This window comes from Echinicola rosea (assembly GCF_005281475.1).
Lineage (GTDB): Bacteria > Bacteroidota > Bacteroidia > Cytophagales > Cyclobacteriaceae > Echinicola > Echinicola rosea.
Genome location: NZ_CP040106.1, coordinates 3,150,329 through 3,177,268, shown reverse-complemented (window position 1 = coordinate 3,177,268; position 26,940 = coordinate 3,150,329). Strand labels below are relative to the sequence as shown.

Sequence of the window (26,940 nt, the reverse complement as noted above, 5' to 3'; positions counted from 1 at the left end):
ATAGGCAAGCTCAGTTTTGGTGAAAGATCAGGGTTACTTTTTTCTTGTTTATCTGGAAGTCAAACCCGATCGAGTGCCCCAAGATATCGAGGACATTATCGAGGTATTCGTTCTTATCAAAAGTTCCAGAACATTGGAATTTACTGTCGTACTTCCCATCTATCTGAATGGAAACATTGTACCACCGTTCCAAGGTGTTGACTACTTCATCGAATGAAGCCCCATCGAAATGAAGAATCCCCTCTTTCCAGAAAAGGATCTTTTCGATGTTTACATTTTTCTTATCGAATGCGTTATTTTGCACATTGCTTACCGCCGCTTCGCCGGGGATCAGCTCCAGTTGGTCATCATTGCCTGCTTCTACCCGTACCTTTCCATGGGCCAGTGCCACTTCGGTCTCGGCCATATCTCCATAGGCCTTGATGTTAAAGGCAGTCCCCAAGGCTGTGGTCTTAATCCCCCTGCTCTCCACTGAAAAGGGATGCTCCTTATCAGGAAAGACCTCAAAAAATGCCTCGCCCTGTAATTTCACCTGACGGTTGGTAGCAAAATCCACAGGAAATTCCAGTGAACTCGCTGAATTGAGGTACACGATAGTACCATCCGGGAGTTTTATCTTGGATTTTTGTCCAGCGGGATTGGATTTGATGTCCATGGCCAAGGCCTCCTGGTTCAGCTTTGCTCCGGCGTTATGCCAGAAATACTCATACCCAAAAAGGCTTAATGACAAAAACATCACCAGTCCTGCGGCAATTTTAAAAATCAATCCTCTATGGCCTGAGGGCTTTTCAGCCTCACTCCTGGCGGGCAAGGCATGCTTTTCCCGCTTCTTCAATATCTTACTGAAGATCGCTTCTTTGTCAAAGGTTTCTTCCTTATCCTTTTCAGAAATGCCTTCTTTCCAGTGTGTTTCCAACCTCGCTGCTATAAAAACCTCCCCTTCCTTGGAGCAATACCATTGCAAAAACTCCTCAACTTCCTCTTGAGGCAATGTCCCTTTATAAAATGCTTTAAGTTGTTTTTCTCTATCCATTTGTTCGGTGTTACAAAAGGATATACCGCTGAGCAAAGACAAATACTCACACGGAATGAAAAAAAAGTCTGATTATCCGCTTTCTTGTCATTAAATGCTAATCCTCACTGCATCCCCAGAATGAAATCCGGCTTTTCTGAGACTCCAGTGGTTTCAGTGAGGACCTATTTTACACCGATGTGAATTCTGGTATCATGGCGGATATACAAAAAAAAGGAAAGAAACAGCTTCTCTCCCTTTTAAGTATAATAAACCCCTAATTAATAATCAATTCTTATTCAACTACTAGCCTGAATTGCTTAGTAGATTTCCCTTCCAAGGGCAGTGTGATCACCCCATCTGTCGGCACCTGCCCGTCCGCCAATTGGTATCCAGCCGCTTCTATGTGGATGTTGGCTGCTGGGGTAAATTGGTTTCCGATAACACTGACAGTGATCGACTTCGTTTCCTGATCATAACTGACCTTGGTAATTTCCCCTGATTTGGTGGTAACCCAAGCCTTCACAGGAGCGATGAACACCGCATTTCTTGCCCCTGTGGTAAGGTTAAGCGTTATCAATTTACGGTCTTCCTCCACATTCCCCCCAAATCCTAACCAGCCAAATCGCTTGTCATGGTACAGGTAAGCGCTGGTATTTACCGCATAGCCATAAAACCCGCTTCCATAATCACCCGACAATGGATCAATTTTCAAGGTACTGGGAAAAGAATGGAAGGCTGCCGGACCAAATCCATCTTCGGTGATATTGGACAGCGCCCCCATCATGCCGGCATGTCCTACTCGAAGCAGGTAAAGGTCATCGGGGCTGTCACGGTAGGCCTTGAGTACTGGTATCGCATTTAGGGCTGACCCATAGTGGTGGAGCTGCCGTTCGATACGGCTGATTTTTCCACCATATAGAAAGTCCCAATACCTTCTCGCCGAGCCATTGTAACCCCAATGTGGCACGGTTGGCAAATATGCTAAAATTGCATTTAGTGTTACCTTGGCCTTACGATCAAAGCCAAAGTAATCTGACCACATGTACACCTCTTCCTGTCCTGTAGAATCCCAGGGCATCTCACTTCCAAATGGGTAAGCCAAGGATTCCCAGATATCGGCACGTTTTCTCATGGTCTCTTCCAAAGTCGATGCCTTTGCGCTCCAACCTTCCTCTTGAAGATCTCTGAGCAGGTAAACAAACACACTACCTTCCATTTGGCCAAATTGGGCATAATGGGGCGCCTGCTCCACCATGGCCAATGCAGTCTCGAAAGCTTGGTCCAGGTACCAATCCCATTTGGCTTCATCCACCAAGCCTTCGTATTCCTTGGCCAAACGAAACATCACCCAATATGCGGCTGTCACATGAGGGTAATTGTAGGATCGTCCTGTCGTATAGGCATCCTTTTTACTCCAAGCTGCCCACGTATTATAATTGATGTCATCCCGGTAAGTTCCTGCGGGCATACTATCCGGCTCATAATAAAACAAACTTTTCTTTACACCATATTTTCGGTCTCCGGAAGCATATTGGATCCCACCCCACAGGGTCTGATGAACGAATTCCTCCAATTGGGCAATTTCTTGGGGATTGGGTGCAACAAGCTGTTTCATGATGGCTGCCAGCCACGAACCTGCACCACCTTCATCACTCAAGCCCGCTATCCACGCCCTGCTATCCTGCAGGACTTTTTTCTGATCTTCGTAATCATAAGAAATAACCGATGGGCTCCTGTCAAATAAGTCTTCTTTATCGTACCATTGCTGATGGGTCAAAAAACTCCCCATATCATCCAATACTTCTGATTCCGGTTTGATCACTTTATAATGGATGGTCTGGATGGTGCCATCCTTATAAGCTACGGTGAGTCGTGCCCTGCCCCATTTTTTGCCCTTTACCTTAAAAGCATCCCAGCTACCATCTTTGGCCAAGTGCTTTTCCAGACTCATTGCACCTTCTGGAAAAACGTCAATAGAAGCTATTTCATTGGGATACTTCAGAAAGAGCTTCCCTTCAACATCCATAGGCAAAACATAGCCCGGGATGCCCACCGCCACTGGACGCTGTTCTTCGATGAGCTTTTCCTCAATCGTCCTGACCTCATCGGTCAATACAAATTTCAATCCTATATCCATCGATTCACCTGGCCTCAGCATTTTGGAACGGGGCTGGTTCCACTGATCTGCTCCTTGCCAGTCCTCTTCCGCCAATGCCTTCGTAAAGACCTGCCACTCATGAAACCCCTCAAAGGTCACCCCCTTCGGCGTGGGATCATCCAAGAGCGGACTGTATGCCTCGAATGGTGTCTCACCAAATGGCATCACCAAAAGTACCGGACCTTTTCCATCCAGCCGGTTCACTTGCAAATAACCTGCATCCATCCCAATATAGGGGTCAAAAAACACTTTCTGATGGTGAGCTTCTTCCAAGCTTTTTTGGTGCAAGATATTATCGAAGATCATCGGTATGCCCAATCCCCCTACTTCCACTTCGTCAGGGGAGGTGTTTTCAAGTGTAAACCGCAATACCAAAGCCCCGTCCTTACTGTCCCAAAATCTATGAACCTCCAAAGGCATATCCTCGGGAAAAGTAGTGGACATATCCGCCGCTGCCAATACCTCTCCGGACTCTTCCAGTGCTTCTACGGGCTTCCTCTCAGCAGCACTGGCATAACTTAGCCAAGGTTCCTGTCCTGACTTTCTAAGCCTGATATTAAGGTCGCCCAGCTGATAGAAATGGTCCCCTCCCCTTTTCTCTAAATGTTCAAAAGGAGTAAAATCAAAGGTGGAATCTTGTTTCGCTTTAAGGCTGGCCAATGTCTGCGAGTCCTTGACAAGCCCAAGCTTAAACGCAGCTGTCTCATAGTATTCCAAGCCATTGGCAACCCCTAAGGTTTGGGGCTGTTTTTCCATCTGCTCCCAAATGGTCTGGGCATCTAGTGAAAAACTCAAAAATATGGACAGTGCTACAGCGAAATGAATGGATACGTTCTTGGACATAGATCAGCATTGTTTAAATATGGTATATCAAAATTACATAATTTACCGCCATCACTATTTCACATAATTAGCCTGATGTGATACCATTTTCACAGCCTTTGCGATAAAATAACACAGCATCCCATCCCAAATCCGTATGACATGGGTCTTATAAGCGGATCAAGTGGCACTTGGCCACCGCAACATAGAACAACGAATTAATCGGAATCACCATATCAAAAAGTCCTAAAACGGTATAAAATTTGGCTTTAAGAAATTATTTAACCTAAAAACCAGTTATATAAGGTGTTATTTAAGACGAGTTATCGCCATATTTTCATTATTATTGACTACATTTGTCACGAAAGTGTGCGTAATGTTACTTATCATTGACTGGTTTGCCTGTTTGCTTAAAGGCTCATCGGAAATAAAAAAGAAAGCAGTATCCATGAATTACATTCTAAATTTCCATTCGGGAATTCACAATACTACTATTTTCTAAGCCTTTAGTCCTCTATTGTGAGATTCATTCAAGTAGAGGTCATTCTTCCACTTACTTTCAGCCAAAGCAGGTTTACCTCAATCCGATCGAAAAATTGTCCAGGGAATCAATCTTGGAGCCGAACCAATTTTTCTTTACCGCATTTGAGATAAACCCATTATAAAAACAATAGCAGTTTAGGAATGTTAATAAGCAATAAGTAAACATTATTGCGATTTTAAACCATTAAACATGTTTATATCCATGTGTAAATATTTATTTACCATCATCCTCACCTTACATTTAGTCAATCTCCAAGCCCAAGATTTGGAAATCATAACCAAACCGGGAAATCCCTCAACGTTAATCAATGACGGTTATATCGAAGCTGAGGTAAAAGGCGGCACTCCTCCATATACTTATCGTTGGAGCAACCCTTCCACCCCTTTGGATGCCAACAAAGCAGAAGGGCTGGTAGAAGGAATTAACTACACACTTACCGTGGAAGACAGTAATGGAAAAACTGCCACCACAAAGGCCAAAGTAAAATCCCAATCGGTCACAGAGACTTTTAACGGGGCTTTTACTCCGCTCGTGGAAGGGCTGACTGACTTCCTCTTCTGGGATCCCTTTGCTGCCATAGGCATCTATGATCCTGTCGTCTATAATAAAAGCAAAAATGTCGAAATTCCTGGATGGAAAGCAGACGTGAAAGACAAATTCACCCTTCAGGAATGGAAAACCGGAGACAGGCAACATGTCAACAAAGGGGACACGCTCGCCACTGTCCAGTCACAAAACAGGGGCGCTATTGCTGTGGTCGCACCTGAAAACGGCACCATCAAGCATTCCCTAAAAGAAGGGGCGGTTATTTTCGATGCACAAAACCCGGAAGATCTCATAGAGACAAATGCCCATGTTTTTGGACAAATAAAATACGACGAACCCGTCATCCTCACCCATCCCAATGGAGCTCCCCAAACACATCCGATTCCATTTATCGTCATTTGGCTAGTGGTAGGCGCTGCATTCTTTACCTTTAAGATGGGCTTTATCAATATCCGAGGCTTCAAGCATGCCCTGGGATTGGCCAGGGGGAAATTTGATGAAGACGATGCTCCAGGTAAAATCTCCCATTTCCAGGCCTTTGCCACTGCTACCTCTGCCACGGTGGGCTTGGGAAATATCGCCGGGGTAGCCATCGCCATTTCGCTTGGCGGACCGGGTGCTACCTTCTGGATTATCATTGCTGGATTTTTGGGCATGTCCTCTAAGTTTACAGAATGTACCCTAGGACTGAAATACAGACATATCGCAAAAAACGGGAAGATTTTTGGCGGTCCCATGAACTACCTGAAGTATGGACTGGAAAGAAGGAATATGAAGAATTTGGGCAAGGTACTCGCTGCCGTATTTGCCATTTTCTGTGTAGCCTTCTCTTTTGGAGGTGGCAATATGTTCCAAGCCAACCAATCCTATAAGATCCTTGCCACACAATTCCCGGTATTGGAAGGATTTGGTTTTTGGGTAGGTGTCATTCTTGCCATATTGGTCGGTGTAGTGATCATCGGAGGTATTGAAAGTATCGCCAAAGTGACCGAAAAAATCGTTCCGTTCATGGCGGGGCTTTATATTTTCGGAGCATTGGTCGTGATTTTTGTAAACATCGGTAATATCGGCCAAGCCTTCACGGCCATTTGGGACGGTGCTTTCAATGCCACGGCCATGAAAGGCGGATTCATTGGTGTACTGGTGGTAGGATTTCAGCGAGGGGTATTTTCCAATGAGGCAGGTACCGGATCGGCAGCCATTGCCCACAGTGCCGTGAAGACCAACCATCCCCCTTCCGAAGGATTTGTCGGCCTTCTCGAGCCTTTTGTGGACACCATCGTCGTATGTACCTTGACGGCATTGGTCATTATATTTACCGGAAAACATGAAGCACAAGGCATGGGAGGTGTAGAACTGACTTCCGAGGCTTTTGCCAGCGTGATCTCTTGGTTCCCATACCTATTGGCCATTGCGGTCTTGCTCTTTGCTTTCTCATCCATGGTATCTTGGTCTTATTACGGACTGCGTTCTTGGACCTATTTGTTTGGAAAAAGCAAAAGATCCGAACTGGCTTATAAATTGGTATTTGTGGTTTTCGTGGTGATCGGGGCTTCTATCAGCCTTGGTGCCGTGCTGGACTTTTCGGATATGATGATCTTGTCCATGTCGTTTCCTAACATCATCGGTCTTTATATCATGAGCGGTGAAGTCCGCAATGACATGAACAATTACCTCAAAAAACTGAGAAATGGAGAACTTTTCCAGAAAGACAAAGCCTCCAAAGAAGAAGAAGCGCTGCCGTAACCATAAAAATCAAACGGCTAGATCCTTATTGAGCCGCCTTCCTTCGATGGTCACGTTGAAGGAAGGCGGCTTTTTATTTGGAATCCAAATTGAATTTCATAAGTAAAATTAATACTTTTCCTATCGTTCTATTGATTAACCCTAAAATAAGCCAAAATGCTAAAAGTCCCGTTTTTTAGTTACCTTTTGATTTTTCTTGTTTGCGTAATGCCCGCTTCATCATTTGCCCAGCTCACAGTAGCCAATTTACTCTGTGAAAACAGGTCCAACCCCGTAGGGATCGAAAACCTTCATCCCAGGTTCACATGGATCCTGGCTGGGGAAGGCAGAAACCAATCCCAATCCGCTTATGAAATCCAAGTGAGTAAATCGAAGGATTTTTCTGGTGACCACCTTTTGTGGGAAAGTGGGAAAATCGTCTCCCAACAATCCGTCCATATCCCCTATCAAGGCCCAGCCTTACAAACACTGGAAAGATATCACTGGAAAGTTCGTGTTTGGGATGAAAATGGCACCGTATCCCCGTGGAGCCAACCAGCTTTCTGGCAAAATGGAATGCTGGAAGATGATGCCTGGAAAGCCCAATGGATTACCATTGGCTATGAAGAGCCATCATCTCGTCCTGCGGCCAATATGCGCCATACCTTTTCCCTTTCAAAGCCCGTCAAAAAAGCTACTGCCATCATCACTTCCCAAGGGCTTTACCATGCCTTTTTAAATGGTGCCAAGATTGGCAATGATTACCTTACACCAGGATGGACCAGCTATCAAAAACGCTTGCAATACCAAGTGTACGACGTTACCGGGCAGTTACATAAAGGCCCAAACACCTTAGCCGCTACTTTGGGCAATGGCTGGTTTCGTGGTAATTTGGTATGGCAAGGGCGAAATAACTTTTTTGGTAATGAATTGGCCTTGTTGCTACAAGTGGTGGTGGAGTTTGAAGATGGCACCACCGACATCATAGGAACAGATGAAACATGGAAATCAACGAAAAGTGCTATCCTGAGTTCGGAAATCTACCATGGAGAAACCGTGGATGCTAGGAAGCAAAACCCAGATTGGTTAACACCTAATTTTGATGACAGCAACTGGGATGGCGTAGAAACCCGTGACTACGGCTATGATCATCTGGTGGCTACCGATAACGAACCTGTAAGAAAACAGGAAGTGATTCGGCCTGATAACATCATTACTACGCCCGAGGGTGATAAAGTACTGGACTTTGGTCAAAATATGGTGGGTTTTGTCACTGTTGACATCTCAGGGAACAGCGGGGACAGCCTAATTTTGGAGCATTCGGAAGTATTGGACAGGGATGGTAATTTTTACACCACCAACCTACGAGCGGCCAAGCAACGAAACCAATACATTCTTTCGGGAAACCAAGACCATTTTGAACCGCATTTCACCTGGCAAGGTTTTCGGTATGTACGCATTCGTGGCAACGTCACTGGGTATTCATTGGACAACTTTAAAGCCATCGCACTCTATTCTGACATGGGCCAAACGGGGGATTTCTACACTTCGGACACGCTGATAAACCAGCTGCAGCACAATATCCAATGGGGACAAAAAGGCAACTTTCTGGATATCCCAACCGACTGTCCCCAGCGCGATGAGCGATTGGGGTGGACTGGCGATGCACAGGTATTTTTCCGTACAGCCGCATTTAATATGAACGTCAATAGCTTCTTCACAAAATGGATGAAAGACCTCGCCGCAGACCAGTTGGACAATGGTGCTGTACCGCATGTAATTCCAAATGTCCTGGGAGAAAATGCCGCCGGATCAGCAGGATGGGCTGATGCAGCGACCATCATCCCTTGGGATATGTACCTGCTATATGGCGACACCAAAATCCTGGACCAACAATATGAAAGCATGAGAGCCTGGGTGGATTTCATAAAGGCCAAAAGCAAAAACGACCTTTGGAATACCGGTTTTCACTTTGGAGACTGGCTCTTTTACCGACCTGATGATGACACTGATGGCAGGTCAGCCATCACGGACAAGTACCTTATTGCCCAGTGCTTTTACGCCCACTCTACGCAGTTGTTGGTCAATGCCGCGGAAGTTCTGGAAAAACCCGCTGACCAACAGTTGTACAGCAAACTGCTTAGCGATATCAAAGCAGCATTTATCAAGGAATACATGACACCCAATGGCCGTTTGGTTTCTGGATCCCAAACGGCTTACGTACTGGCCTTGCACTTTGACATGTTACCTGAATCGCTGAGGCAGCAAGCTGCTGATCGCTTGGCAGACAATGTTCGCAATTACGATGATCACCTGACCACCGGCTTTCTGGGTACGCCGTACCTGTGCCATGTTCTTTCACGCTATGGCCATAAAGACTTGGCTTTCACCCTGCTCATGCAACAAACCTATCCTTCTTGGCTGTATCCTGTGACACAAGGGGCCACCACGATCTGGGAACGTTGGGATGGCCAGAAACCCGATGGATCCTTCCAAAACCCTGGCATGAATTCCTTTAACCATTATGCTTACGGGGCTATTGGAGATTGGATGTACCGAGAATTGGCCGGCATCAACTCTTCTGAAAAACCAGGACAGGTTGGCTACAAAAAGATAATACTTGAGCCGCATTGGGACCTTGAATATCAATCTGAAAAAGTCAGCAAACAAAATAAGGGGCAACTTATTTCCGAAGTAAAGGCCAGTTTAAAAACCTACTATGGAACGATCGTTTCCCATTGGCAAAAAGATCCCGAGGGTCACTATACCTACACCATCACCATTCCTGTCAACACTTCCGCAGAAATCCATCTTCCTACTGAAAAAGTTAAAGAAAGTGGCCATCCCCTTGAAAAATCAAATGACATCAAAGTATTAAAGACAAATGAAAAAGGTATGGTTGTCACACTTGGCTCAGGCAGTTACACGTTCTCTACTGAATAATGGACAAAAAAGGCTATCCCAAGTCCCATTTCTGTAATTATCATGCAGCAACGAGGCAAACGATAGCCTTTTACTATTCAGCTTAAACACGCTTTATCAATGTCGTTTAGTTAAGAAGATTTCCCAATAGCTGCACACCTGTGCGCCGTGGCGTAGCGGCGGGGTTTTTTGGTTATTTTTTTGCTTCAGGTCAAAAAAGTAACAAAGGTAAAGGGGTGAAGACCATCTTGGAATTTAGCAGAAAATAATAGAATCAATATTTCCAAATTCACACTAACTAAACGAAATTGCCCGCTTTATGCATTAGGAATCGTAATGAGAGCTGAAACTACAAGAAAATCAGGCTGTTTGGAGATTGAATCATCCGCCGCGGCGGATGGTGAACCTGTCTACCGCCAGGTGAAATTGAAAACAGCAGCGAAGCGACTGATTTTGTCCGCCGCGGCGGATCAGGTCGCAATAGATAGGCTAGTGCATAATGCGGGTTAAATTCCTAGTGTCTCTATTTCATTATGCTTTCCAATATTTTGGATGAAAGTGCCTCATTTCCCGTCACTATGGATAGGCCGGCATCGATGTACTGTCCGCCGGTATTCTGCTTACAGTGAATGGCAATCACATTGGTTCCGTTGGCCACCAGGGCTCTTTTAGCCTCATCAGATATGGTGGTCGTGGTGTAACTGGAAGTCCAATTTTCCAATTCCGCTGCTTTGACACCATTGATATATACGACACATTCATCATCATGGTGAATTCGCAGTTGAATGTCATCCATGTTGATTTTTCTGATGTTGCCTAATTCAAAGCTCCTTCTCAGCCAAATGTCATCACTTTGCCAAGTGGTTCCATTGATAGCACCAGGCGTACCTTTGGTACCAAAACCACCTTTGCCTGTCTTCCAGCCAGTAGCCTCAAAATCCATCTCTTCCCAACCGTCCATTGGCTTGGCCAAGGTATATTGCCAATCGGTATTTTGCTCTTTGGCTGTGGGCACAAGGGTATAAACGTGGCTTTTATCTTCGATGATTTTTTGGTTGATACGGGCGATCTTTTGGGGGTCCACCTTCATGACACGATCATAGGTCATGATCCCGTTCAGTTCGATTTCCACATCCGTGATCTCCGTATAGACTGCTGCACTCAATCCTTGATTGGTCTTGAACTGCACCAGCATATCTGCAAAATCTCCATACATGTCCATGTATTCTTCCTCATTATTGATGGAGATATATTCTTTTAAGTCATCAGGATTCCAGATGTGGTCATCCAACTGATATCCGATTCCTCCATACTCTCCGCAAACGGTGGCCTGATATGGGCTGTGGGCATAGGCAGGAGGCGGGTAGCTGTGCACATCCGCCACATCGGCAGCACCGTGATTAGTACCTCCACTTGCTTCATTGACTACCCTGGAGGGATCAAGCCCTTTCACCAAGGCAGCATAATGCTCCGTATCGTGTTGGCCTTGCGATTCGTTAAAAATGACCCACATTACGATACTTGGAGAATTTTTGTGCGTTTCTACCATGCGCATCAGTTCCCGTGTAAAGGCTTCTTTGTTTGGCTTAGGGGTGGCAGCGGTATAACTATTTGGAGAGGGCATGTCCTGCCAAACCATGAGTCCCAGCTTGTCCGCCCAATAATACCAACGCTGTGGCTCCACTTTAATATGCTTACGCGTCATGTTAAAGCCCAATTCTTTGGTCTTTTCCAGGTCATATCGCAAAGCTTCATCAGTAGGTGCAGTGTACAAGCCATCCGGCCAATACCCTTGGTCCAAGGGCCCCATCTGAAACACAAATTCATTATTCAGGTAAAGGCGTTGAAATTCCCCTTCTTTTTCTACAGATATTTTTCGCATGCCAAAATACGTCTCTACCACATCCACCACTTCATCCCCATCCTTCAGGGTAATGGTCATGTCGTAAAGAAACGGGGAATCCGGTGACCATAATTTTGGGTCTTTGATAGGAATAGCTGTTGGATACATCGGCTTGCTGTCCACAGTGGCCACTACCTTTTCTCCATCCTTGATTTCGGCAGTATAGTTTAAAAACCTTCCTCCGGTAGATTCTACGGACAGGTTAAGTTCCCCCCGGTCGATATCCGGCACCATCTCAAAATCCACTATCCGTTTTTTGGGCACTGGCTCCAGCCAAACGGTCTGCCAAATACCTGTAACGGATGTGTACATAATGTCTATACGGTTGAGGGCTTGCTTTCCGCGGGGAAATCCCTCCCGAGCAGTGGGATCCCACACTTTGACGGTAATCGTCTGCCTGCCAGTGGTCAAGTGATCAGTGATATCAAACGTAAAAGGATCGTAACCTCCTTCATGTTTTCCCACGGGCTGGTCATTGATAAATACGACCGCTTCATAGTCCACCGCACCAAAATGAAGCAGGACCTGCTGGTCTTTCCAGTCAGCGGGCACTGTAAATTCTCGTCTGTACCAAATCCGTTCGTGCACTTCCTGAACACCTGACAAAGCAGACTCCACAGCAAAAGGCACCAAAATATTCCTGGAAAGCTTTCCCTTTGGATAGGGTTCATTTTCCCAAGTACCGGGCTGAAACTGCCAGAGACCGTTGAGGTTTTTCCAATCTTTTCTTACCATTTGTGGACGGGGATACTCAGGAAGTACGTTGTCTGGATCCACATCCTTTGCAAATTTGGTCATTAGAGGAGCTTGCTTGGGAGTCCATTGTTGAGCACTGGCTGTTATTACCAGCCAAAACATAGCAACCACTCCTAAAAGTCTTTTTTTAAGCATTTTGTTTACATTATTGAGGTTAGATAGTATTGGGCTTATTTGCCACTTTTGGAGCCACGATTCCTTTGGAAGTTTGGCATCCTTGTGTCAAAGGTAAAAAGCAAATAAGCTTATGAGCTATCACTTATCCTTCAAAAAAGTAAAAGGAATCCTTCTTTTTGGTTAAAAAAATGCCTTTAGATACTGTATAACCCCCAAATAACAATAGAAAACAACTATCAATTTCAGTGAGGCACATTATACACCGGAAATTCTGTTATCCTCAAAGTAGTACAGCCATAGGGCACCAAGGTAATCTCCTCAACCAAGGAGGTATCCTGAATGGATTTGCTCCAAAAACCCGGCATCACAGGCACATCCCGGTGAAGGCTCCATTCCGGCACTTTAGCACCTGACATTTTGAGTTGGACAGGGGCATTTTCAAGGTTCCACGGATAAGCTCCATCCCAATCTGCCTCTTCTACTTTCACATGCTCCTGTATGTCGTCCAGTTCATGTTGCAAGAGGCCATAGTTCCAGTCGGACACAGGATGTACTTCATAAAATTTACCGTATCCATCGTGCCGATCCTTTGGCACTTTTTTATCTTCAATCTTCAAAGCATAAACCAAAGGGCCCCTTTCGATGGCCGTAGAAAACTGGTACCATTGGGATGACTTAATTTCCATTGGCAACTGCAAAGTGACCTGGTCACCGCTTTTCCAGGCTCGGTCGATGATGGCTACTTGATCCCTGATGGTTCCTTTCCAAGAATTTCCATTAATACGAATTTGGGGGTTGTTGGTCCAAGCGGGAATTCTCAGATGAAAAGGAAATGCTGCAGGCTCACTAAGTGTCATCGAGAAATTAACTGTCTCCCGGAAAGGATACCCTGTTTGCTCCTTTACTTTCAAGGTTGCCCCATTCCCTACTTTGAGGGCTACTTCACTGGGAGCATATAACAGCGCTGCCACTCCTCCATCCGCAGTGGCATACCAAAGGTTCTGCACATATTTTGGCCAAGACTGGTGCATATTGGAGGTGCAGCAGGGATAACCGGACAGCGTCCCAAAAACAAAGTCTGTCCCTTTATGGTGGTTGGTCTCAAAAGAAACTTCCATTTTATCGGTCAACTTCACCTGGTTGGCAGCCTGAAAATACTGCCTGGTCATAAAATCATCAGATGCCTGTGTAGGCAAAGCATTATAGGTGATCTTCTCTAACTGGTCTGCAAAGGACATGTCACCGGTTATCTTTAGGATGGTTTCCAGCGAAAACATTCCCTCTGCAACAGAACAAAATTCCACGCCTCGGACAGGGTCATTTCCATGCAATGGCTCATCCCCTCCATACATCCCCTGTGGCTGACCATGGTACTTTCTAATATCGGCAAGCGCTTCTTTGGTGGCGGCAAGATGCTGCTTGTCCTTATCCTGAAGATACCTGACCGCAGGCATTTTTAAGCCTTGTGCCAAATTCACGGTGTGGATCCCTCCTATTTTGGACACCGTCAAGAGGTCTATCTCTTCCTGATCAAAAGGATATCGTTTCATCTGATAAAAATACCACGGGGACTGCGGATCCACGTTATTTTCATCATTCAAAAACACCCTGGTCCACGGGAAGGTTTGTTCGGCAATGAGGTCGCCAAGATCCATCAAAAATTCATCTCCCGTAATATTATATAGCCAATAAACTACTTGTAGGTTATCCCCACCACGACGGTTGGCCCAAAAGGTCCATTTGTCCAATGGCGTGTTGGGCAGCTCCTGCAATTGGTACTTAAAATACTTGGTAAGTACGTCGATGACCCTTTGGTCACCCGTGGCTTCATGGTATTGCTTGAGGACCTTCAGCATCACCATTTTTGGCCACCAGTCCTTTCTCATGCCTTTTTGCAAACCCGCTTCATAGGCAGGTTCCTCGGCAAATGGTACCGGTCCGATATAGCCATTTTCGGCTTGGTTTTCAAGTGTCCACTCCACCCAAGGCTGGACTTTGGTGATCAGCTGCTCGTCTTTCAGGATATATGCAAGGGGCAAAAGCCCATCAATCCAGTAGGGGCCTCTCTCCCAACCGTCTCCATCTCCTCCCAGCCAACCATTCCGCTGCCCCATCACTGATGGATAGATGGAGTCCAGCTTTCCGGTAAGCCCATCTTTCATTCGTACCAGTTGCTCCTTTAGCCACCCCTCCGGAGATATATTCCCCAAGGGAAGGGCTAAATAGGGCGAAGGTGCCAATGGTGCTTTATTCTGAAGATAGAAGCTTTGGTTCGACGTATGTTCCTGCGAAAAAACATGATTTCCGGAAATGATCAATAGAAAAAGGAAACAGCATACGTCCTTTATGGTACAATAGTTCATAGGTCCATGGGAATTATTGTGAAGATAACGTACAATTTACGCATCAAATCAACATCCCCAATATTTTAGCAGAGATTTATTTCAATGCTAAATCAAATTAGCACTGAAATAAATCGACATCTTCACGTTTCTAAAAAAGGTACAAAGTGGGTTTGGGCTTGCAGAAGCCCATGCCAATACCTTCTTGAATTCTGATTCAAGTTGATTTTCTGCACGAAAACTCCTGATGTTGGAAAGATCCTGCTATGGTTTTTTTCCACCTCCTCCCCCTAAATAGGGATGGTTGTCAAATCCATCATAATCCGGATCTGAGGCCCGTGGATCGTTTAACTCAAGTAGTCTTTGCTGTAGCTTTTGCCGGAGACTTTCCAACACCTCAGCATAGTCTGCCTGTGCAGCAACATTGATCAGCTGGTCTGGGTCTTTTTTTAGATCATAAAGCTCCTCTGCAGGTCTTTTTGCAAAGCAGAGTTGATAAGCAAAAATGTGCTCCAGATTCTTGTCCTTATTGGCAATGATATAATCCTTGGTGGGGCCGCCATCGCAATCCGCGTACCATTGATTTGGATAATTGGTCGATCCCAGCAGTCCGGTTCCCGCCGGCCATAAGGCAGGTTGGTAATTTCGGATATAAAGGAAATCGTCATTACGATATCCACGGGAGGGATAGCCTCCCAAGTTGGGCTTTTCTTGGGCAGGCACATGCCGTTCTCTACCAAACACGATGTCGGAACGGTTTTGCGGATCGACCCTTCCTGATCTTTCTGACGTTAAAATATCCAGAAAGCTCTGGCCCGTCATATCAGTGGGTACTGCCACACCAGCCGCTTCCAATAACGTCGGGGCAATATCCGCAAAGGAAATATAATCCTCCACCTGGCGGCCTTTTAACACCTGACTCCCCCAGTACACAGCAAAAGGCACGCGAACACCCGAATCGTATAGATTGCCTTTACCCCGTGGAAAGGGCATACCATGGTCTCCCGTCACGATAATGATGGTGTTGTCCAGCACATCCAAGGCCTTGAGCTGCGCAATGACCGATCCCACCAGGCTGTCCCATCGCTGCACTTCCCAGTAATAATCGGCCACATCACTTCGCACCGTTTCCACGTCTGGATAATGCTTGAACAGGTGGACTTTCGACGGGTCTATGCCGTTCTTCTGGCCCACACCTTTTTGATATGGCCGGTGAGGATCCGCAGAACCAAGCCAAAAAAAGAATGGCCTTTCTTTTGCCGCCGTATTGGTGACAAACTCCTCAAAATCTTTGTAAGCCTTATTGGAGGGATGCGCTCCATGGTGGGAAATCCAGCTTTCAAGATCTCCAGGTCCCCAGGTTTTTGCTTTAGTCCTTCCCGTAACATAGCCTTCATCCGCTAAAAGATGGATAAAACTCTGATGTTCCACAGGAAGTGTGCTCCAAAGATTAGCCCCAGCACCAAGCTCCCAATGATATTTTCCGGTAATAAAGGCATTCCTACTGGGCGTACAAGAAGGGCTGGAAACATAGGCATGATTAAAGAGTGCGCCTTCCTTGGCAAGCCAATCAAAGTTTGGGGTGTTTATCAGGCTGTCTCCATATGCCCCTGCATGCGGCCAGCCCCAATCATCGGCAAGACAAAAAACAATATTTGGACGGTTGTCCTTTACTTCCTGCCCAATGGCATAATGCGTAATTGAGCCAAGAAGAAATAGCAATAAAACATGTGTTTTCATAAGGGGTATGTATAGATTATTTATCCCGAAATAGCATTAGCATTTCTACGCCACGGTATCCAATTAATTCGACACAAAACTACCTTAAAATCAAACGATTCGATTTAGTTTCTGGCTCTAATTGGCAGCATGACAGCATAACTTTAGCAGTGCTACGCTCACCCCTCCAAACAAACTGATTTTCATGCACTTTCAGCTCCCATAACAGTCCTAATGCATTAATCGGGTTTTATCTGGATAAAGGTGAAACTGTTGATCCAAATTTCAACAGTATTTGCCCTGCTATTAAAAAAGATACTTTATCGAATACGGGTATCTTTATTGTTTAAAACTTCATTGAAGCAAGAAAAATGACCAGAATCAGGTAAAACCACCTCCATTAGACCGAAAAGCCCTTGCCTCTTTGCTAAGGTAATCTTTTTTTGAGAAAAGCAAGCCCACATGCTTTTGCGATTCTTTCGATAGATCTGAACTTTTTAATTGCAACATAGTTGCATTTATATAATTTGTTATATATTTGCCCTACCGTTGCAAAAAAACAAAAAAGGCATGAAAACCATATTCAAAGACAGTCCATTGGATTTTTTTGGAATCTCTGCATCTCTTCTTTGCGGTATCCATTGTGCTGCCCTGCCGTTCATTCTCTTCCTGACACCCCTCGCAGGACTCAAGTTTCTTTCTGAACCTTGGATCGAGTATAGTGTACTGGTCATCAGCTTTATCTTTGCGACCCTTTCGCTAGGGCATGGATATCGAAAGCACCACCACCGTCCTTTACCGTTGAGTATTGCAGCATCAGGTTTTATGATTATTGGGATCGGTCATCTTCTACATGACCATCATACCCACAGTCTCAGCCACATTATCATAAGCGTAGGAGCTTGCATCATCGCCTTGTCCCATTTCATCAACTGGAAATACATATACCGTTAAGCATACTATGAATTCAACCCGTCAAAAGCTCCCAGTAACTGTCCTAAGTGGCTTTTTGGGTGCTGGAAAAACCACAATCCTAAACCACGTCCTCCACAATCGCGAAGGCCTGAAAGTGGCCGTAATCGTCAATGACATGAGCGAGATCAACGTCGATGCCCAAATGATAGAAAATCAGGTCAAGCTTTCAAGGACAGAAGAAAAACTCGTAGAGATGAGCAATGGCTGCATCTGTTGCACCCTGAGGGAGGACCTCATAGAGGAAGTCCAAAAGTTGGCAATCCAAGGCAAGTTCGATTACCTTATCATAGAAAGCACGGGGATTTCGGAACCCATTCCTGTTGCTCAGACCTTTACTTTCGAAACGGGAGAGCCACTACTGGATCTGGATAAGCTCACACGGTTGGACACCATGGTTACGGTGGTGGATGCACTAAATTTCTTGCAAGATTATACCTCTGCTGATAAACTGGCAGACCGACAGATGCAAGAAGGACAAGAAGATGACAGATCCATCGTACACCTGCTTACAGACCAGGTAGAGTTTGCAGATGTAATTATCCTGAACAAGATTGACTTGGTAACAATTCCACAGCTGGAAATGGTAAAAGCACTGATCAAAAAGCTCAATCCTGTGGCAAAACTGATCGAAACTACACGTGGTAAGGTATCACCACACCAAATCATCAATACAGGACTGTTTGACTTTGATAAAGCTTCCCAGTCAGCGGGATGGATTCAAGAGCTGAACAACCAACACACACCTGAAACGGAAGAATATGGCATTGGCTCATTTGTATTCAGGGAGAAAAGACCATTTCATCCACAGAGGTTTTGGAAGTTTATCACGAAAAACTGGCCATCGGCTGTTTTGAGAAGCAAAGGGCTGTTTTGGATAGCTTCCAGACCTGACCAGGCACTTCTCTGGAACCAAGCTGGAAAATCTGTCCAAGCAGAGCCTTACGGCAAATGGTGGGCTTCTATCCCACAGGCTGAATGGCAAAACCATCCGTACTATTCCGAAATCAAAAAATCCCTCCATAATAACTGGCATCCAGACTTTGGAGACCGTACAAATGAGTTGGTGATCATCGGCACCGTGCTGGACCAAAACCAAATCGAACACGAACTTCAAACTTGTTTATGCTCTTATGAAGAAGCCCTCCGTCTGGACCCCGCTTCATTTGAGGATCCCTTTCCTTAAACCCGAAGTGAATGCCGTTTATTAGGTAATATTTCAGATTCTACCAAGGAAGAACAGGCTACATCCAATGTTCCCGGCGAAAGGAACACCAGTGTCAAGTCAATGCTTAAATGATGGGTAAGGCGGCAGTGGGATATGGACTAGATCAAGGCACAAAAGCCTTCCCTAGCCGCAGCTAGAGAAGGCTTTTTGAACACAGAGATCGGCCAAAAGACGCACCGTGTTACACGTAGGTTTAGGGTTGACTTGACACTAGCATCGGATCAACTGATGCTATCCACGTTATTGCCGAGGTTTCTATAGTCTATATTTTCATTAGGATCGGTACCGTTTAGGTACTCTTCTACATTGGTATAGCCATCTCCATCGCTGTCCATTGCCCCATCTTTACCATTTTGTGGATCAAGACCATGTTTTTGCTCCCATTCATCCGGCATTCCATCCCCATCGCTGTCCACGGGAACCTCATTTACTTCGAATTGCAAATCGGGGTACCCACCTACTTCTGAAATATCCTTAATTACTCCTGTTGGGGTCGAAGGCTGGCCGGTACGTACCATTTGGGTGACACGTTGGTCCACTGCATCACGCTTGGGCAAGGTCGCCCCTGCTTTCTCCAGAACAGCCTCAAAAGCCTCATTTGCGGTCTGGTGCGGCGCTACCGGCCACCCTACGAAGGGCGTATTGACCTTCGCAAGCGATGTCGGCCCGCGCATCCCTTTCCAATTGTCAAGGCTTATAGATTGGTTTCCGTACATGATATTTCCGGCGACATACCATTTACCTGGCCTGTCATCCGCCTCTGGATACCAACCGCCTGCGGCCCAAGCACTTCCCGGTGAATACATATGACGGGACTCGATTCGCGCAAACACGGCCTTCATGTTCTCATTGGTAGCAGGACCGGGTTTATAGTAATTGTTGATCACATTGATTTGCGAGGTTTCATCCCCACCGTCCATGGTACGGTGTTGCCAGTTGAAGATGACATTGTTACGAAAGTCAAAATCTCCTGACATCCCAATGGATGGGTTTCTTGCCGTATTACATGCAAAAAGATTATGATGAAAAGTAGATGGATTTCCTCCCCAAGTACCACCAAAAGCATGCCCTCTTGTGTCCAAGGCCTCACTGGAAATGGTCCACTGAATCGTGATGTGCTTTGCCGGATCCTTTATTCTAGTTTTTCCATCAAGAGATGACCGCATATGCCTATAGAGTGAAATGTTTTCATCCATGCCCCAACTGGTAGAGCAATGGTCGATAATGATATGATCCTCAGGATTACCACCGATATTATCGTCTCCTTGTCCCCCTTGCGGAACGCCGCGTCGAACCCGCAGATGTCGCATAATAACATTATGCGTATTGATGTTAAGGGTGCCTTGAAGGCAGATACCATCTCCTGGAGCAGACTGACCTGCAATAGTGACATGCGGATGATCTATATTGATGTCATCCGATATCTTAATATTACCAGCTACCCTAAAAACTACAATCCGGGGTCCTTCGGATTCTAAAGCCGCTCTGAGGCTGCCTTCTCCTCGATCGTTCAGGTTGGTCACGGCGATTACTTTTCCGCCACGGCCTCCCGAAGTAAACATGCCTCCACCCCACGCTCCTGGAAAGGCGGGTATCTCCCCTTCTGGTAAGCGAGGAGGATGCGGCGGAATCTGACCGGACGACGAGACTCCCCCAGTAAGATCTGTATCCTGTGCCAAAGCACTCATTGATGTAATTAAGAGAGCAAAAACAACCAGGTTTTGGGCTATTCGGATTACTTTGTTTGTCTTCATGTTTTAATAAGTATCAAAATTTATTCTCTATTATTCCGCAAAGTCAATAATTGTAAAATACTATATTTTAGTCCATTTAAACTGTTAGTTTCCATCGGTGAACGATTCTATAAAAACCAAATTTGCCATCAACAGATTAGCAGGCTTTATGACAAAACAGGGACAAGCCTATTGTTCGTTTCCCGTAGTTATTCATCTGGCCTCAGATGGCATTCTTGACTTGATCCAGGTGAAAAATATCCAAATGCATTGAAATTATTATCGATAAATTCATGTTTACTCAAAAAAGACTAAGCTTATGCGATTTCATACCAGAAAATGGATTAAACCGGAAGACCTTAATGCCAATAATTCACTCTTTGGTGGACGCTTATTGGCGTGGATAGATGAAGAAGCAGCTCTATATGCCATCATTCAATTGGAAAACAAGCATGTGGTGACCAAGTACATGTCCTCCATCAACTTTATGTCTTCCGCCCGTGTCAACGATATAATTGAAATCGGCATCAAGCCTACAAAATTTGGCAAAACCTCCCTTACTTTATCATGCGAGGTAAGGAATAAAATGACCCGGGAAACCATCATCACCATTGATGAAATCATTATGGTCAATCTAGGAGAAGATGGCCTACCAAAGCCCCATGGCAAACATCAAATTGAATATGTAAAGGATCGATTAAAATAAGTATTCGTCCAACTACTTGTTGGTTTTAAAATTTCTGGAAATAAAGGTTTTTGATATTTTATGGTTGATGGTCATAGTATTTTATAGGGTATATTGAACCTAGATCAAGAGGAAAAGTTGGGGCTGCCAGTTTTCTTAATGGAAAAACAACCGATACATAAAAATGCCACAAAGGCACCAAGTGCATGTTGGACCGGAATTGAAAGATTACACGCAAAAGCTAGCCCCAGAGGGGCGATATATGTATAGCCATGGGTGATGCCCTTGGTAAATTGCCCATCCAAGGTTTTCCGTTTTAGCCGCATTTCCCTTCCAATTCCCAAAAAATTCCCGCTACCCCCCTTCATGCGGATGGAGGAAGCCCATCGTTTTAACGGCATGAAATTTTCTTTCATACGACCATGTCAACATTCTTCCCTCCAAGAGATATTGCTTGACCCGAAAGGGTTCACTTCGTAACCTCAGTTCGATTATAAAACCGTCAGTGCGAGGCTTAGAGGTAGGTCTGAGCGTGGAAGCCGTGGCAGCTCGCCGCGGCGAGTTGCCACACCCTTTTCCAACCCTCCCCAAAAAATGCTTTTAAGTTAATGAAATTAAGAGAGGTCAGGCCTGAGCGGAGTCGAGGTCCTACACTACCCTTTGACTCTGCTCAGGGTGACAAGCGTGTTGTACTTCCTCCTAACTTAAGAGCATTGCCCCCCTAAGCCTATCGATGACGGTTCTATAATCGTACCGAGGTTATAACCATAATTTGAGACAGGTAATCCATTTACAAACTCCTTGTACAGCATGATACAGCATACTTTCCTTCCATTTCTTCAATATTTTCACAAAAGCTTTGAATGATGTCCATGGCTAATAAAAAATAGTATAGGGCGGTATTTCAATGTGCAAAATGGTTTGTCTTTATCCAACCATAGGCACAACCGAAACCTATGATCTCCCTGTTACCGGTCAGTTGGGCATGTCAAAAAAGTGCGACTTGATTTAACAACAACCAATTTTACCCATGAAATATAGCCTACTGTTCTTTTTTTGGTGGATCGTTTCCATCCCTTCCTTACAAGCCCAGCGAACGACCTACAATTTCAATGCTGAATGGAAAGTGGAAGTCGGTGATCCCTCATTAGCTGAAAAGCCCACATATGACGATTCCGACTGGAAAGAAGTCACGCTTCCTTACGCCTGGAACGAAGATGAAGCTTTTAAGGTCGATATCCATAGTATGTCCACGGGCATTGCCTGGTACAGAAAGACCTTTGTGCTTCCGGAGAGTGCCAATGACAAAAAAATCTTTTTGGAATTTGAGGGTGTGCGCCAAGGAGGTGAATTCTATGTCAACGGCAACCATATTGGCCGCCATGAAAATGGTGCCATGGCAGTGGGTTTTGACATATCAGACTTGTTACACCCCGCTCCTGCCACTAATGTCATTGCCGTCCGTACCGACAATGACTGGGATTATAGGGAGAAGTCCACCAATACCAAATTCCAATGGAGCGACCGTAATTTTAATGTGAATTACGGAGGAATTCCCAAAAATGTCTATTTACACATTACCTCAAAACTATACCAAACCTTGCCATTGTATTCCAATCTGGGAACCGAAGGAACCTATGTTTATGCCCAGGAAATAGAAGTGGATAGTGGTACGGCATTGGTAACAGCAGAAAGCCAAGTCCGGAACGAGCACGATCAAGCCATAGACGTCCAATACCAAGTGACCATAAAAGAAAAGGACGGTACCTTGGTCAAAGACTTTGAGGGGTTTCAAACTACCCTGTCTCCAGGGCAAACAACCAAACTCAAGGCAACTGCTGAGGTAAACAACCTTCATTTTTGGAGCTGGGGTTACGGGTATTTGTATGATGTCTATACTTCCTTAATCGTAAATGGGAAAACCGTGGACCAAGTAAAGACCACCACAGGCTTTAGAAAAACCGCCTTCAAAGAAGGAATGGTTTACCTTAACGACCGCGTGCTCCAGATGAAGGGGTATGCACAGCGCACCAGTAACGAATGGCCGGGTGTGGGGATGGCTGTCCCTGCATGGATCAGCGATTACAGCAATAGGATGATGGTAGAAGGAAATGCCAATCTCGTGAGGTGGATGCACATCACGCCTTGGAAGCAGGATGTAGCGTCTTGTGACAGGGTTGGCCTGATACAGGCCATGCCCGCCGGTGATGCAGAAAGAGACGTACAAGGCACCAGGTGGGAACAGCGCAAAAACCTGATGAGGGACGCTATTATCTACAACCGCAACAACCCCAGTATTTTATTCTACGAATGTGGAAATGACAATATCAGTGAGCCCCACATGAGTGAAATGAAAAAAATCCGGAACCAATATGACCCCTATGGTGGAAGGGCCATTGGCAGCCGTGAGATGCTGGACAGCAAAGTCGCAGAATATGGTGGAGAAATGCTCTATATCAACAAAAGCGCAGACCAACCCATGTGGGCTACTGAATATTCCAGGGACGAGGGCCTTCGCAAATACTGGGACGAATACACTCCTCCCTATCATAAAGATGGAGACGGCCCACCTTACAAAGGCCAAGATGCAAGCATCTATAACCGAAACCAGGATTCCCATGCCATCGAGGACATTGTCAGGTGGAATGATTATTACCGGGAGCGTCCCGGTACCGGCAAGCGCGTAAGCTCAGGAGGTGTCAACATCATCTTCTCCGATACCCAGACCCATTTTAGAGGTGCGGAAAATTATAGACGAAGTGGCGAAGTGGATCCCATGCGCGTTCCCAAAGATGGCTACTTTGCCCATCAGGTCATGTGGGATGGCTGGGTAGATCCTGAGCATCCAAGAACACATATTATTGGTCATTGGAATTATGAAGAGGGGGTGGAAAAACCGATCTATGTCGTCTCCAATGCAGAAGAAGTAGAACTGTTTGTCAATGACCAATCAATCGGAAAGGGAACGCCATCCCACCGTTTCCTTTTTACATTTCCCGATGTCCAATGGAAGTCTGGAGCGATAAAGGCCGTGAGCTACAATGAGCACGGTGAAAGGGTAAGTGAAGACAGCATCATTACCGCCGGTGAGCCTGCTACACTGAAACTGACCCTTACCCAGCATCCTGATGGCATGGTGGCCGATGGCCATGACCTTGGGCTCATCCAAGTGGAAGTAGTGGACAAGGAAGGAAACCGTTGTCCAACAGCTTTGGACATGGTGAAATTTGACCTTGAAGGAGCTGGAGAATGGCGGGGCGGAATAGCCCAAGGTCCTGAAGACAATTATGTCCTCTCCAAATCTTTACCGGTGGAAGGTGGGGTGAACAGGGTATTCGTCAGATCTTCTGAAACTCCCGGGAATATTACCTTAACAGCCACCGCCAAAGGACTAAAACCCGCAACCATCAGCTGGACATCCCGGCCCTTTGAAGTGAACAATGGCCTTAGTAATTCCCTCCCTGGTGAGGAACTGCACTCCTATTTGGACAGGGGACCAACGCCAAAAGGTCCTTCCTATGAAGTATCTAGGATTCCGATTGGCATCAAATCCGCCAAGGCGCAGGCACATCCGGAAACGGTGAGGAATTCCTACGATGACAATGAGATGACCAGCTGGGAAAATGACGGTGAACTTTCCACTGGATGGATCGAGTATGAACTTGAACGGGAGGCCGCCCTCAGTGAGATCACCATGAAACTGAGCAACTGGAGAAACAGGAGCTATCCCATCTCCATTAGCATTGACGGCAAAGAAGTCTATTCAGGGAACACCCCCAAAAGCCTGGGGTATGTCACCATGGAGTTTCCCCCTACTGAAGGGAAAAAAGTTCTGATCAAACTGATCGGTGCAAACATCGATGGAGATGCCTTTGGTATCGTGGAAATCACCGGTAAGGTGGAGCCTTCTGGAGATGAGAAGAAATCTAAAGGGGAGCTGGATATTGTAGAAATAGAGTTTTATGAATCGGTGGAAAACTAATTGAACACAAGAATAACCCAAAACAGCAAACCAATGCATCATTTAAAAAAAGAGACACAAGTTCGGGCCAAGGTAGTTGCTATGATAGTGGGGCTACTTCTCATCAGCTGCCCTGGTGTTTATGCCCAAAGCTACAATATTAAGAACGACACTTTCTGGGACACTGAGGACGGCAATCCCATTTATAGCCAGGGAGGCGGCATATTTACTTTTACCGACCCCGAAGATGGGGTAGAAAAGTACTTTTGGTACGGAGTACATTATGAAGAAGCAGAACAATACCGGGAAGATCCTTCTGTAAACTATCAACGAACACACTTTAAAGGCGTAACCTGTTATACCTCCACGGATTTGGTCAACTGGAAATCCAAAGGCAACGTACTGGAAAAAGCAGCGGTGGAAGAAGCCTACCAACGGATATTCTGGATGGGGAGATTGGGGGTAGCCTATGTAAAAGAGATGGATAAATATGCCCTGCTTGTCCAGCACAACAGCAATGTGCTCATTGCCCTTTCGGACAGTCCTGCGGGGCCTTTCAAACCCCATAATCGACTGGACATGACCGAAAGGATCGGAACTCCCAACACCGGTGACCAAACGGTATTCACTGATCCAGACACGGGCATTTCCTACTTGGTATATTCTTATGGCAAGGGAAGGCATAAGATTTACATTTCCGAAATCGGCGTAAAGGACGGAAAAGTGGACCTGCTTGACGTCACCCAAATATTCAAGGGAGCAGGCCGTGAAGGAAACTGTATGGTAAAACACAAAGGAAAATACTATGTTTTTGCCTCCAATCTGTACGGTTGGGATTCCAGTCATGCTTTTTATTTGGTGGCCGATGACATCAGAGGCCCCTATTTACCCGAAAACAACATGTTGATCACTCCCGGAAGTTATGATGATTATGCCCACATTACCCAGACGGGCTTTTTTGTCAATGTAAAGGGCAGTAAAAAGGAAACGGTCATTTACTGCGGGGACCGCTGGGCAGACTTTGCAGGAAATGGCTTGGGCTATAACCAATGGTGTCCGCTTTCCTTTGATGGGGAGACGCCTTTCTTTAACTCCCTCAACTCTTGGAACCTGAACGAATCCACCGGGGAATGGAGCGTTGCCGAGGACAATAATTTTGTAAAGAACAGCAGTTTCGAAGCTGACAGGAAAGCCATCCCAAGCTCCGTAAAACCGATCCAAGAGCAGCTTTTGGGCTGGTATTCAGACGTCAAGCAGGGCAATACCATCGTAATTGATTCGGACCAATCCCCCGTACTGAACCATGACAATACCCAAGAGGACCGCATGCATGTCATCGGGGAAAGAAGTCTCAATATCGCTGATAATGTTACTTTTAAGAGGAAGGTTTATCAGATGATCACCTCCACGCCATATGTGCCCCTAGAGGACGGTACCTATACCCTGTCACTGAAAGTTAAACATACGGGCCATTTTGACCAATTGGAAGCATATGCCGAAAGTGGAAGCCATCAAAAAAGCATCACCTTGGAGAAGGATCAAGGGAAATGGAACAGCGTTACACTTAAGGATATATCCGTGACCAATGGAAAAGTCGAAATTGGGTTTGTTGCCCATGGAGAAGCTGGAGCTAGTTGTCAAATAGATGATGTGATGTTCGTTCCGGACAATGTCCCTGGTTATCGTAAGTGATTTTCTTTTAACATGTAGAGTTAAATGATATTTATACACCAGAACGGTGAAATGGGCAATTAAAACTTGAAACCAAAAAAACTACCCCATTGAAAATGGC

13 protein-coding genes are annotated in these 26,940 nt (G+C 45.6%); 7 read left to right on the top strand and 6 right to left on the bottom strand.

Annotated features, from left to right (window positions below):
* Positions 1-10: 10 nt before the first annotated feature.
* The gene (locus FDP09_RS12750) at positions 11-1,033 is read right to left on the bottom strand and encodes a FecR family protein (RefSeq protein ID WP_137403028.1); all 1,023 of its coding nucleotides are present in this window, start codon (positions 1,031-1,033) and stop codon (positions 11-13) included.
* Between the two features lie 274 nt (positions 1,034-1,307).
* Positions 1,308-4,016, bottom strand: coding sequence for a DUF5695 domain-containing protein (locus tag FDP09_RS12745; RefSeq protein WP_137403027.1), 2,709 nt, complete (start codon positions 4,014-4,016; stop codon positions 1,308-1,310).
* A 724-nt stretch (positions 4,017-4,740) separates the two neighbouring features.
* Between FDP09_RS12745 and FDP09_RS12740 the strand changes: the two genes are divergently transcribed.
* On the top strand, positions 4,741-6,831 hold the full coding sequence (locus tag FDP09_RS12740) for an amino acid carrier protein (protein ID WP_137403026.1): 2,091 nt from the start codon (positions 4,741-4,743) through the stop codon (positions 6,829-6,831).
* Positions 6,832-7,038: 207 nt separating this feature from the next.
* Positions 7,039-9,753, top strand: coding sequence for an alpha-L-rhamnosidase (locus FDP09_RS12735; protein WP_222840285.1), 2,715 nt, complete (start codon positions 7,039-7,041; stop codon positions 9,751-9,753).
* Positions 9,754-10,255: 502 nt separating this feature from the next.
* On the opposite strand, the gene FDP09_RS12730 is transcribed toward FDP09_RS12735, so the two are convergent.
* From FDP09_RS12730 to FDP09_RS12720, 3 genes are all read right to left on the bottom strand, one after another.
* On the bottom strand, positions 10,256-12,526 hold the full coding sequence (locus tag FDP09_RS12730; RefSeq protein ID WP_137403024.1) for a glycoside hydrolase family 2 protein: 2,271 nt from the start codon (positions 12,524-12,526) through the stop codon (positions 10,256-10,258).
* A 224-nt stretch (positions 12,527-12,750) separates the two neighbouring features.
* A complete protein-coding gene (locus FDP09_RS12725) occupies positions 12,751-14,871 on the bottom strand; it encodes a beta-L-arabinofuranosidase domain-containing protein (RefSeq protein WP_137403023.1) in 2,121 nt (706 codons plus the stop codon).
* A gap of 243 nt (positions 14,872-15,114) precedes the next feature.
* Positions 15,115-16,590 (bottom strand): sulfatase family protein, encoded by a 1,476-nt coding sequence (locus FDP09_RS12720; protein WP_137403022.1) that lies wholly within the window; start codon positions 16,588-16,590, stop codon positions 15,115-15,117.
* 549 nt (positions 16,591-17,139) lie between these two features.
* Here FDP09_RS12720 and FDP09_RS12715 point away from each other — a divergent pair.
* Together FDP09_RS12715 and FDP09_RS12710 are read left to right on the top strand one after the other, a co-directional pair.
* Positions 17,140-17,523, top strand: coding sequence for a MerC domain-containing protein (locus tag FDP09_RS12715; protein ID WP_137403021.1), 384 nt, complete (start codon positions 17,140-17,142; stop codon positions 17,521-17,523).
* Between the two features lie 7 nt (positions 17,524-17,530).
* A complete protein-coding gene (locus FDP09_RS12710) occupies positions 17,531-18,727 on the top strand; it encodes a GTP-binding protein (protein ID WP_137403020.1) in 1,197 nt (398 codons plus the stop codon).
* Positions 18,728-18,990: 263 nt separating this feature from the next.
* On the opposite strand, the gene FDP09_RS12705 is transcribed toward FDP09_RS12710, so the two are convergent.
* Entirely contained in the window at positions 18,991-20,523 is a 1,533-nt protein-coding gene (locus tag FDP09_RS12705; RefSeq protein WP_137403019.1) for a polysaccharide lyase, read from the bottom strand.
* Between the two features lie 298 nt (positions 20,524-20,821).
* Between FDP09_RS12705 and FDP09_RS12700 the strand changes: the two genes are divergently transcribed.
* From FDP09_RS12700 to FDP09_RS12690, 3 genes are all read left to right on the top strand, one after another.
* The gene (locus FDP09_RS12700) at positions 20,822-21,208 is read left to right on the top strand and encodes an acyl-CoA thioesterase (RefSeq protein WP_137403018.1); all 387 of its coding nucleotides are present in this window, start codon (positions 20,822-20,824) and stop codon (positions 21,206-21,208) included.
* 1,009 nt (positions 21,209-22,217) lie between these two features.
* A complete protein-coding gene (locus FDP09_RS12695) occupies positions 22,218-25,169 on the top strand; it encodes a glycoside hydrolase family 2 protein (protein WP_137403017.1) in 2,952 nt (983 codons plus the stop codon).
* A 33-nt stretch (positions 25,170-25,202) separates the two neighbouring features.
* Positions 25,203-26,840 carry a family 43 glycosylhydrolase gene (locus tag FDP09_RS12690; protein ID WP_137403016.1) on the top strand — a complete coding sequence of 546 codons (1,638 nt, stop codon included), beginning with the start codon at positions 25,203-25,205 and terminating at the stop codon, positions 26,838-26,840.
* Positions 26,841-26,940 lie beyond the last annotated feature (100 nt).

Bases quoted from the DNA above. Each gene is read 5' to 3' on its own strand.
- FDP09_RS12750 (WP_137403028.1), bottom strand. From the start codon at position 1,033: ATGGATAGAGAAAAACAACTTAAAGCATTTTATAAAGGGACATTGCCT.
- FDP09_RS12745 (WP_137403027.1), bottom strand. From the start codon at position 4,016: ATGTCCAAGAACGTATCCATTCATTTCGCTGTAGCACTGTCCATATTT.
- FDP09_RS12740 (WP_137403026.1), top strand. From the start codon at position 4,741: ATGTGTAAATATTTATTTACCATCATCCTCACCTTACATTTAGTCAAT.
- FDP09_RS12735 (WP_222840285.1), top strand. From the start codon at position 7,039: ATGCCCGCTTCATCATTTGCCCAGCTCACAGTAGCCAATTTACTCTGT.
- FDP09_RS12730 (WP_137403024.1), bottom strand. From the start codon at position 12,526: ATGCTTAAAAAAAGACTTTTAGGAGTGGTTGCTATGTTTTGGCTGGTA.
- FDP09_RS12725 (WP_137403023.1), bottom strand. From the start codon at position 14,871: ATGAACTATTGTACCATAAAGGACGTATGCTGTTTCCTTTTTCTATTG.
- FDP09_RS12720 (WP_137403022.1), bottom strand. From the start codon at position 16,590: ATGAAAACACATGTTTTATTGCTATTTCTTCTTGGCTCAATTACGCAT.
- FDP09_RS12715 (WP_137403021.1), top strand. From the start codon at position 17,140: ATGAAAACCATATTCAAAGACAGTCCATTGGATTTTTTTGGAATCTCT.
- FDP09_RS12710 (WP_137403020.1), top strand. From the start codon at position 17,531: ATGAATTCAACCCGTCAAAAGCTCCCAGTAACTGTCCTAAGTGGCTTT.
- FDP09_RS12705 (WP_137403019.1), bottom strand. From the start codon at position 20,523: ATGAAGACAAACAAAGTAATCCGAATAGCCCAAAACCTGGTTGTTTTT.
- FDP09_RS12700 (WP_137403018.1), top strand. From the start codon at position 20,822: ATGCGATTTCATACCAGAAAATGGATTAAACCGGAAGACCTTAATGCC.
- FDP09_RS12695 (WP_137403017.1), top strand. From the start codon at position 22,218: ATGAAATATAGCCTACTGTTCTTTTTTTGGTGGATCGTTTCCATCCCT.
- FDP09_RS12690 (WP_137403016.1), top strand. From the start codon at position 25,203: ATGCATCATTTAAAAAAAGAGACACAAGTTCGGGCCAAGGTAGTTGCT.